2 protein-coding genes, 2 tRNA genes and 2 rRNA genes (1 of these 6 cut by a window edge) are annotated in these 10,145 nt (G+C 55.8%); 2 read left to right on the plus strand and 4 right to left on the minus strand.

The genetic code is table 11. The annotated features are described in order from the left end of the window. The first annotated feature begins 58 nt into the window (after positions 1-58). Both gltB and SPHFLASMR4Y_RS07235 read left to right on the plus strand, forming a co-directional pair. Entirely contained in the window at positions 59-4,711 is a 4,653-nt protein-coding gene (gene gltB, locus SPHFLASMR4Y_RS07230; RefSeq protein WP_089132945.1) for a glutamate synthase large subunit, read from the plus strand. Between the two features lie 21 nt (positions 4,712-4,732). Next, complete coding sequence (locus tag SPHFLASMR4Y_RS07235; RefSeq protein WP_089132946.1) at positions 4,733-6,169, plus strand: glutamate synthase subunit beta; 1,437 nt, start codon at positions 4,733-4,735, stop codon at positions 6,167-6,169. 210 nt (positions 6,170-6,379) lie between these two features. Here the strand turns inward: SPHFLASMR4Y_RS07235 and SPHFLASMR4Y_RS07240 are convergent. The 4 genes from SPHFLASMR4Y_RS07240 to SPHFLASMR4Y_RS07255 form a co-directional block, all read right to left on the minus strand. Next, a tRNA-Met gene (locus SPHFLASMR4Y_RS07240) sits at positions 6,380-6,456 on the minus strand. A gap of 133 nt (positions 6,457-6,589) precedes the next feature. Further along, positions 6,590-6,704, minus strand: a 5S ribosomal RNA gene (gene rrf / locus SPHFLASMR4Y_RS07245). A 161-nt stretch (positions 6,705-6,865) separates the two neighbouring features. After that, positions 6,866-9,668 (minus strand): 23S ribosomal RNA (locus SPHFLASMR4Y_RS07250). Between the two features lie 413 nt (positions 9,669-10,081). Continuing rightward, positions 10,082-10,145, minus strand: a tRNA-Ala gene (locus SPHFLASMR4Y_RS07255); it runs 12 nt beyond the window's last position.

The following is a 10,145-nucleotide window of genomic DNA, read 5'->3' on the forward strand; positions in this document are numbered from 1 at the left end:
AAAATCCATCTAGGAGCATCTTAATTACAAACATCCTATCGAAATATGAGGACGGAATATGAGTTTCCCGCCACCGCAAGGCCTGTATGATTCAAAGAACGAACATGACGCATGTGGCGTCGGTTTCGTCGCGAATATCAATGGCGAGCAATCCCATCTGACGGTGAAGCGTGGGCTGGAGATTCTGGTCAATATCGATCACCGCGGTGCTGTTGGCGCCGACCCGTTATTGGGCGACGGTGCAGGTATATTATTGCAGATTCCCGATGCTCTGCTGCGGGATTGGGCGGAATCCGAAAATCTAACCCTGCCGGCCATCGGTGACTATGCTGTCGCCATGTGCTTCCTCCCGTCGGACCCGGCGGAAGCGGAATATGCGACCACGCATTTCGAACGATTCATCGCCAAGGAAGGGCAGGATTTTATCGGCTGGCGCGATGTGCCAATCGACACCACGGGCATCGGCAAGGCGGTGCTCGACCAGATGCCACTGATTCGCCAGGCGATCGTTGGCAAAGGCGAAACGCTGGCCGATCAGGATGCGTTCGAACGCAAGATCCTGGCCGTCCGCAAACAGATACACAATCCGCTCGATGGAATCGCGGAAAAGAACAACATGCCGGGCCTGTCCGAATTTTATATGCCCTCCTTTTCGACGAAAACCATCGTCTACAAGGGGCTTTTGCTCGCCGATCAGGTCGGATCCTTCTACAAGGATCTGGAGAACCCTCTTACCGCCTCGGCCGTGGCCATGGTCCATCAGCGTTTCTCGACCAATACCTTCCCGTCGTGGAAACTGGCGCACCCCTATCGCTTCATCGCCCATAATGGTGAGATCAACACGGTTCGTGGCAATGTAAACTGGATGAACGCCCGGCGCCGGACCATGGAATCCGATCTGCTGGGTTCCGATCTCGACAAGATGTGGCCGCTGATCCCGCACGGCCAATCCGATACAGCCTGCCTCGACAATGCGCTGGAGCTTCTGGTCGCCGGTGGCTATTCCCTGCCCCATGCCGTGATGATGCTGATTCCGGAAGCCTGGGCCGGCGATCCGACGATGGATGCCGACCGCCGGGCCTTCTACGAATATCACGCTGCGCTGATGGAGCCATGGGATGGGCCGGCTGCCGTTGCCTTTACCGACGGACGCCAGGTTGGCGCGACGCTGGACCGCAACGGCCTGCGCCCTGCCCGCTTCTGCGTCACCGATGACGGCCATGTGATCATGGCGTCGGAATCCGGTGTCCTACCCGTCAAGGAAGACAATATCGTCCGCAAGTGGCGCTTGCAGCCGGGCAAGATGTTGCTCATTGATATGGAACAGGGCCGGATCATCGAGGATGAAGAGATCAAGGCTGATCTCGCCCAGGCCAAGCCTTATGCGAAATGGCTGGAATCAACACAATATAACCTGAAAGATCTCGACCTCGACGATCTCGACGACGTCGATGCGCCAAAGAGCAACGGGCTTGAAGATCCCGCCGCACTGCTCGATCGGCAGCAGGCGTTCGGCTATACTCAGGAAGATATCACAAAATTCCTCGAGCCCATGGCGAGCGACGGGATCGATCCGATCGGGTCGATGGGTACCGACACACCGATTGCCGTTCTGTCCGGCAAGCCCCGCCTGTTGTATGATTATTTCAAACAGAATTTCGCCCAGGTCACCAACCCGCCGATCGATCCGATCCGTGAAGAGCTGGTGATGTCGCTGGTCTCGATGATCGGCCCCCGCCCCAATTTGCTGGGTCATGACGCCGGCACGCACAAGCGTCTCGAGGTTGACCAGCCGGTCCTCACCAATGCGGATTTGCTGAAAATCCGTTCGGTTGAAGAAGCGCTCGATGGCGCTTTCCGGACAGAGACTATCGACATTACATGGGATGCAGCGACCGGTGCCGCCGGCCTGGAAATGGCGCTGAAGGAAATGTGCTGGGCGGCGACGGAAGCCGTGCTTGCAGACCGCAATATTCTCATTCTGTCCGACCGGGCCAAAGGCCCCGACCGAATCGCGATGCCCGCCTTGCTCGCCACCGCCGCTGTGCACCATCACCTGGTCCGTCAGGGCCTGCGTATGCAAACCGGTCTCGTGGTCGAAACAGGCGAGGCGCGCGAAGTGCATCATTTCTGCGTGCTTGCGGGTTATGGTGCGGAGGCGATCAATCCATATCTGGCTTTTGAAACGCTGGAAGAAATCCGCGTTCGTCGCGAACTGCCGCTGACCCAGCAGCAGGTCGAGCAGAATTATATCAAGGCGATCGGCAAGGGCATTTTGAAGGTCATGTCGAAAATGGGCATCTCGACCTATCAGAGCTATTGCGGCGCGCAGATTTTTGATGCGGTCGGCCTCTGCAGCGAATTTATCGAGAAATATTTCACCGGCACGGCGACGATGATCGAAGGCGTCGGTCTGGCGGAAATCGCCGAAGAAACCGTGTCCCGCCACAGCGAAGCCTATGGCGACAATCCGATCTATCGGAACATGCTCGATGTCGGCGGTATCTACGGCTACCGGATTCGCGGCGAAGATCATGCCTGGACGCCGGCCAATGTCGCCAATCTTCAGCATGCTGTGCGCGGAAACGACCCGAAAAATTATGCGGAATTCGCGCGATCGGTCAACGAACAGAGCGAGCATCTGCTGACCATCCGCGGACTGATGGAATTGACCAAGGCCGATGAACCGCTCGACATTTCCGAAGTGGAACCGGCCTCTGAAATTGTGAAACGGTTTGCCACAGGGGCGATGAGCTTCGGTTCTATCAGCCGCGAAGCACATACGACGCTTGCCATCGCGATGAACCGGATTGGCGGCAAATCCAATACCGGTGAAGGCGGCGAAGAGCCGGATCGCTTCCTGCCCATGGCCAATGGCGACAGCATGCGCTCGGCGATCAAGCAAGTGGCCAGCGGCCGTTTTGGTGTGACCGCCGAATATCTGGTCAATGCCGACGATATCCAGATCAAGATGGCCCAGGGCGCCAAGCCCGGTGAAGGAGGCCAGCTGCCGGGCAGCAAGGTCGACAAGAATATCGGCAAGGTCCGCCACTCGACACCGGGCGTCGGACTGATCTCGCCGCCACCGCATCATGACATCTACTCGATCGAGGATTTGGCGCAGCTGATCCACGATCTGAAAAATGTGAACACCGGTGCCCGTGTTTCGGTGAAACTGGTTTCCGAAGTGGGTGTCGGCACGGTTGCCGCCGGCGTGTCCAAGGCGCGCGCCGATCATCTGACGATTTCCGGTTATGACGGCGGTACCGGAGCATCGCCGCTGACCTCGCTGACCCATGCCGGATCGCCATGGGAAATCGGCTTGGCAGAAACCCAGCAGACCTTGTTGCTGAACGGACTGCGTTCGCGGATTTCTGTGCAGGTCGATGGCGGCCTGCGGACCGGTCGCGATGTCGCGATCGGCGCGCTTCTCGGCGCCGACGAATTCGGATTTGCCACCGCGCCCCTGATTGCTGCAGGCTGCATCATGATGCGCAAATGCCATCTCAACACCTGCCCCGTCGGGGTTGCGACCCAGAATCCGGAATTGCGCAAGAAATTTACCGGGCAGCCGGAATATGTGATCAACTATTTCTTCTTCGTGGCGGAAGAACTGCGCCAGATCATGGCCGAAATGGGCTTCCGCACGATCGAGGAAATGGTCGGCCGCGTCGACCGGATCAACATGAACAAGGCTCTGCGTCACTGGAAAGCCGAAGGCGTCGACCTGTCTCGCCTGCTGCACGAAGTCGTGCTGCCGGAAGGTGAAACCCTCTATCAGACGATGACGCAGGACCATGGCCTGGATGCCGCGCTTGACAAGGATCTGATCGCGGCCGCAGCGCCGGCTCTCGACAATGGCCAGACCGTCAAGATCGAACGCAAGGTCAAAAACGTCAACCGGACCGTCGGCGCGATGCTGTCGGGCGAGGTCGCTAAAAAATACGGCCATGCCGGCCTGCCCAACAATACGATCCAGCTGCAATTCGAAGGTGTTGCGGGGCAAAGCTTCGGGGCCTTTCTCGCTCATGGCGTGACCGCCGAACTGGTCGGCGATGCCAATGACTATGTCGGCAAGGGACTGTCCGGTGGCCGCGTGGTTGTCAAACAGCCCACTCATGTCGATCGCAATCCGACCGAGAATATCATCGTCGGCAATACCGTGCTCTATGGTGCCGTGGCTGGCGAAGCCTATTTCAACGGCGTGGCCGGCGAGCGTTTTGCTGTCCGCAACTCCGGCGCGGTCGCGGTTGTCGAAGGCACCGGCGATCATGGCTGTGAATATATGACCGGTGGCGTGGTTGCCGTGCTCGGCAAAACCGGTCGCAATTTCGCGGCCGGCATGTCCGGTGGTGTCGCCTATGTCTATGACGAGGACGGTCTGTTCCGTCAGCGTTGCAACATGGCAATGGTCGACATCGAGACGATCGAAGCCGACGCCGAGGACGGAGAAGACACGGCATTGCCGCAGCAGCTTCCCGTCGATGTGAACGACTATGGCATGGGCGACATGCTCTATCACGATGCAGCACGGCTGCGGATTCTGCTGGAGCGTCACAAGCTTTATACCGGCAGCGCGAGGGCGAGCGAAATTCTCGACAATTGGGATGAAGCCCTCGGCCGTTTCGTGAAGGTCATGCCGCGCGATTACGCGTCGGCCCTGAAACAACTCGAAGCCGAGCGTCTTGAGACGATCGTCGCTGCAGAATGAACGAAGAAATTGGAGTAGACCGTGGGTAAAGTAACAGGCTTTCTCGAGATAGACCGCAAGGAAGCGGCATATGCCGATCCCAAGGAGCGGCTGACACATTATAAGGAATTCACGATTCCGCTGCCGGAATCGGAAATCAGGGACCAGGCGGCCCGCTGCATGGATTGTGGTATTCCCTATTGCCATAATGGCTGTCCGGTGAACAATATCATCCCCGACTGGAACAATCTGGTCTATGAAGATGATTGGAAAACGGCGCTCGAAACGCTGCATTCGACCAATAATTTTCCAGAATTTACCGGACGGATCTGCCCGGCCCCTTGCGAAGCGGCCTGCACGCTGAATATCGACGACGTACCGGTGAATATCAAATCAATAGAATGCGCGATTGTCGATCGCGGCTGGGAAGAAGGCTGGATAGCGCCCCAGATAGCGGAAAAGAAATCCGGCAAGTCGGTCGCCGTTGTCGGCTCTGGTCCCGCAGGCATGGCTTGCGCCCAGCAACTCGCGCGCGCCGGCCACAATGTCACTCTATTCGAGAAAAATGACCGGATGGGCGGACTGCTGCGTTACGGCATTCCCGATTTCAAGATGGAAAAGCATCTGATTAACCGGCGTCTCGTTCAGATGGAAGCCGAGGGCGTCGAATTCCGCACCAGCACCGAGGTCGGCGTGTCCGTTTCGGTCGAATCTCTGCAGGAAAATTACGATGCAGTGGTCATGTCCGGGGGTGCCGAAAAACCGCGCATGCTGGATATTCCGGGCTATGAAATGTCCGGGGTCCGTCTCGCAATGGAATTTCTGACCCAGCAGAACAAGCGCAATGCAGGCGATGATGAAATGCGTGCCGCGCCGCGCGGCACAATCAGTGCGACCGGCAAGCATGTCATCGTCATTGGCGGAGGCGATACCGGATCCGACTGCGTCGGCACATCCAATCGCCAGGGGGCCGCGTCGGTCACACAGATCGAGATCATGCCCAAGCCGCCGGAGAAGGAAGACAAGACATTCTCCTGGCCGGACTGGCCCCTGAAGCTCCGCACCTCGTCCAGCCACCTGGAAGGCTGCGAACGCGACTGGGCGATACTCGCCAAACGGGTCGTCGGGACCAATGGCAATGTCGAAGGGCTGGAATGCGTTCGGCTTGAATGGGTAGACGGCCAGATGCAGGAGATTGAAGGCAGTGAATTCACTTTGAAGGCCGACCTGATCCTGCTGGCCATGGGCTTTGTCGGTCCGCGCCAGATGGGACTGGTCGACCAGTCGGAGGTCGAACTGGACGCGCGCGGCAATGTCGCGGCCAATGTTGTGGACTATACCACCAGCAAGGACGGCGTGTTTGCCTGCGGAGACATGCGTCGGGGCCAGAGCCTTGTCGTATGGGCGATCCGCGAAGGCCGCCAATGCGCGCGAGCCGTGGATCTTCAGTTGATGGGCGAAAGCAAGCTACCACGCTGAGCGTGGCCGGAACAGCTGCCGTTCCCCGTTTCCCAACCCACAAAAAAAGCCTCGCTGGATGCCAGCGAGGCTTTTTTTTGGCAGAATGGAGATGGCATTGATCGCGGACCGCGGCGCATCGTGCAGCAATGATGCCGCAGCGAGGTCAGCATAGGCAAAGCAACCGGGATTCAGCCTTGGCGGGCTTTATAATTAGGGAGTGGGGAATGTTGGTTGCGGGAGTAGGATTTGAACCTACGACCTTCAGGTTATGAGCCTGACGAGCTACCGGACTGCTCCATCCCGCGCCAACGTTTCTGGATGGGCTATAGAGCCGGACCAGAGAATCAAAAAAGCGGCCGGCCCTTTGAGGGACAGGCCGCTTTTGAAAAGGTGAATGGGTTATTTCCGCGTGACTATTGTTCATGCGCCTGCTGCAATGCCTGGCGACGACCTACTCTTCCATGCCTTGAGACAAAGTACCATCGGCGCAACCTGGTTTCACGGCCGAGTTCGAGATGGGATCGGGTGGGGCACAGGCGCTATGGCCACCAAGCAATGAAGCAGGCGCATAAGCTGTAATCACGGGTTATTTAATCGATGTGGCAAGATGATGCACGGTTTTTTGAAGCCGTGCATATTGACCATGGGCCGAGCTTAATTGTCCGTTCATCCGGCAACATGCTGTTTCCAACATTGTTGTTGATGGCGGGATTCTACAAGCGCGAATTGAGTAATTAGGACTGGTTAGCTTCATGCGTTACCGCACTTCCACACCCAGCCTATCAACGTGGTGGTCTTCCACGACTCTATGATAACTTATCTCGAGGGAGGCTTCCCGCTTAGATGCTTTCAGCGGTTATCCCGTCCATACATAGCTACCCAGCAGCACGCCTGGCGGCATGACTGGTACACCAGAGGTATGTTCAACCCGGTCCTCTCGTACTAGGGTCAACTCCTCTCAATTATCGACGCCCACGGCAGATAGGGACCAAACTGTCTCGCGACGTTCTGAACCCAGCTCACGTACCACTTTAATTGGCGAACAGCCAAACCCTTGGGACCTGCTCCAGCCCCAGGATGTGATGAGCCGACATCGAGGTGCCAAACGATTCCGTCGATATGAGCTCTTGGGAATCATCAGCCTGTTATCCCCGGCGTACCTTTTATCCGTTGAGCGATGGCCCTTCCACGAGGGACCACCGGATCACTATGACCGACTTTCGTCTCTGCTCGACTTGTCAGTCTCGCAGTCAGGCTGGCTTATGCCATTGCACTCTAACAGACGGTTTCCAACCGTCCTGAGCCAACCATCGCGCGCCTCCGTTACTCTTTAGGAGGCGACCGCCCCAGTCAAACTACCCGCCACAGAGGGTCCCTGATCCGGATAACGGATCTAGGTTAGACACCAGAAAACAATAGGGTGGTATTTCACATTATGGCTCCACTCGGACTGGCGCCCAAGTTTCAAAGCCTCCCACCTATTCTACACAATTCTTTCCTAATGCCACTCTGAAGCTGCAGTAAAGGTGCACGGGGTCTTTCCGTCTAACCGCGGGTACTCCGCATCTTCACGGAGAATTCAATTTCGCTGAGCATATCCTGGAGACAGTGGGGAAGTCGTTACGCCATTCGTGCAGGTCGGAACTTACCCGACAAGGAATTTCGCTACCTTAGGACCGTTATAGTTACGGCCGCCGTTTACTCGGGCTTCAATTCAAGACTTTCATCTCTCCTCTTAACCTTCGAGCACCGGGCAGGCGTCAGACCCTATACGTCGTCTTGAAGCCGACTTAGCAGAGTCCTGTGTTTTTGCTAAACAGTCGCTACCCCCCAGCTTGTGCCCCCTGCCAAAAGTTGCCTTCTGGCAGGGCCTCCTTCTCCCGAAGTTACGGAGGTAATTTGCCGAGTTCCTTCAGGATACTTCTCTCAAGCGCCTTGGTATACTCTACCTGCCCACCTGTGTCGGTTTCGGGTACGGTCTATATGGTGGAGCTATTTCCTGGAACCTCTTCGAAGCCTGATCAATCCAATAAGATCAGACAACACACGAGATCCGTCACATTCCACCAGGTCACGGAATATTAACCGTGTTCCCATCGACTACCCCCTTCGGGCTCGTCTTAGGGGCCGACTCACCCTGCTCAGATTAGCTTTAAGCAGGAACCCTTGGGCTTTCGGCGACAGTGCATCTCACACTGTTTGTCGCTACTCATGTCAGCATTCGCACTTCCGATACGTCCACCGTCGGTTACCCTTCGGCTTCATCCGCTTACGGAACGCTCCGCTACCGCTCAGAATAAATTCTGAACCCTAAGCTTCGGTGCATATCTTTAGCCCCGTTACATCTTCGCCGCAGGAACCCTTATTTAGACCAGTGAGCTGTTACGCTTTCTTTAAAGGATGGCTGCTTCTAAGCCAACCTCCTGGTTGTTTTGGGATTCCCACATGCTTTCCCACTTAGATATGACTTGGGGACCTTAGCTGTAGGTTAGGGCTGTTTCCCTTTTGACGACGGACCTTAGCACCCGCCGTCTGTCTCCCGGACTTGTCTCTATGGTATTCGGAGTTTGGTTAGGTTTGGTAGGTCTCGCGACCCCCTAGCCCATCCAGTGCTCTACCCCCATAGGAAAACGTCCGAGGCACTACCTCAATAGTTTTCGCGGAGAACCAGCTATTTCCCGGCTTGATTGGCCTTTCACCCCTAAACACAACTCATCCAATAATTTTTCAACATTAAATGGTTCGGTCCTCCAGTGCGTGTTACCGCACCTTCAACCTGGTCATGCCTAGATCGCCGGGTTTCGGGTCTAATCCATCTAACTCATTCGCCCTATTCAGACTCGCTTTCGCTGCGCCTACACCTAACGGCTTAAGCTTGCTAGATAGATTAAGTCACTGACCCATTATGCAAGAGGTACGCGGTCACCCCACAAGGGGGCTCCCACTGCTTGTAAGCATTCGGTTTCAGGTACTGTTTCACTCCCCTAATCGGGGTGCTTTTCACCTTTCCCTCACGGTACTTGTTCGCTATCGGTCACATACGAGTATTTAGGCTTGGAGGGTGGTCCCCCCATGTTCAGACAGAATTTCACGTGTTCCGCCCTACTCGAGTCCTGATTGATCATTTTCGCATACGGGACTGTCACCCACTATGGTCAAACTTTCCAGAATGTTCTGCTAATTTACAATCAGGCACTGGCCTGGTCCGCGTTCGCTCGCCACTACTAACGGAATCTCGGTTGATGTCTTTTCCTCCGGTTACTGAGATGTTTCAGTTCGCCGGGTTCGCTTCACCAAGTCTATTTTATTCAACTCGGTGATATCCTTCCCCATTTACCCTCACCTTGTCGGACAGAAGCCCTTCAAGACAAAAGTAAATGGTGAGGATGGGTTCCCCCATTCGGAAATCGCTGGATCAAAGATTGCTCACATCTCCCCAACGCTTATCGCAGCGTGCCACGTCCTTCATCGCCTGTATGTGCCAAGGCATCCACCAAATGCTCTTACCTCACGCTTGAGAATCCACACCACCAACAACAAGATTGGAACAATCCTCCCACGCTCCTTGCATAAAAAAGCGCTTCAGATGACCAATTCGGCCTTGTCTGTATGATGCGGACAATTAATTACTCAGCCTTTAGTAATTCATAAATATGAATACTTGTGCCAATTATGATGCTCCAATCCAGCGAAAAACCGCCGAACCGAAACCGCAAAATTGCCACGGCATCGATTAAAAAAACCCATTCACAATGTCAAAGAGAGGTCGAAACCTCATTCGCCTGCAGATCGGAACCTGCAGGAAACTTTTGTCTTCATCTCTGGAGAAATGACGAATGCCGGGTGCGACCTGACGGCCTGCGTACCCTGCGCTTCGCTTGGGGAGTTTTTGCTGAAATCATGCCCCGCATGATTTCTAGTCGCAAAAACTGGTGGAGCCTATCGGGATCGAACCGATGACCCCCTGCTTGCAAAGCAGGTGCTCTCCCAGCTG

Source organism: Sphingorhabdus sp. SMR4y (assembly GCF_002218195.1).
Classification (GTDB): Bacteria; Pseudomonadota; Alphaproteobacteria; order Sphingomonadales; family Sphingomonadaceae; genus Parasphingorhabdus.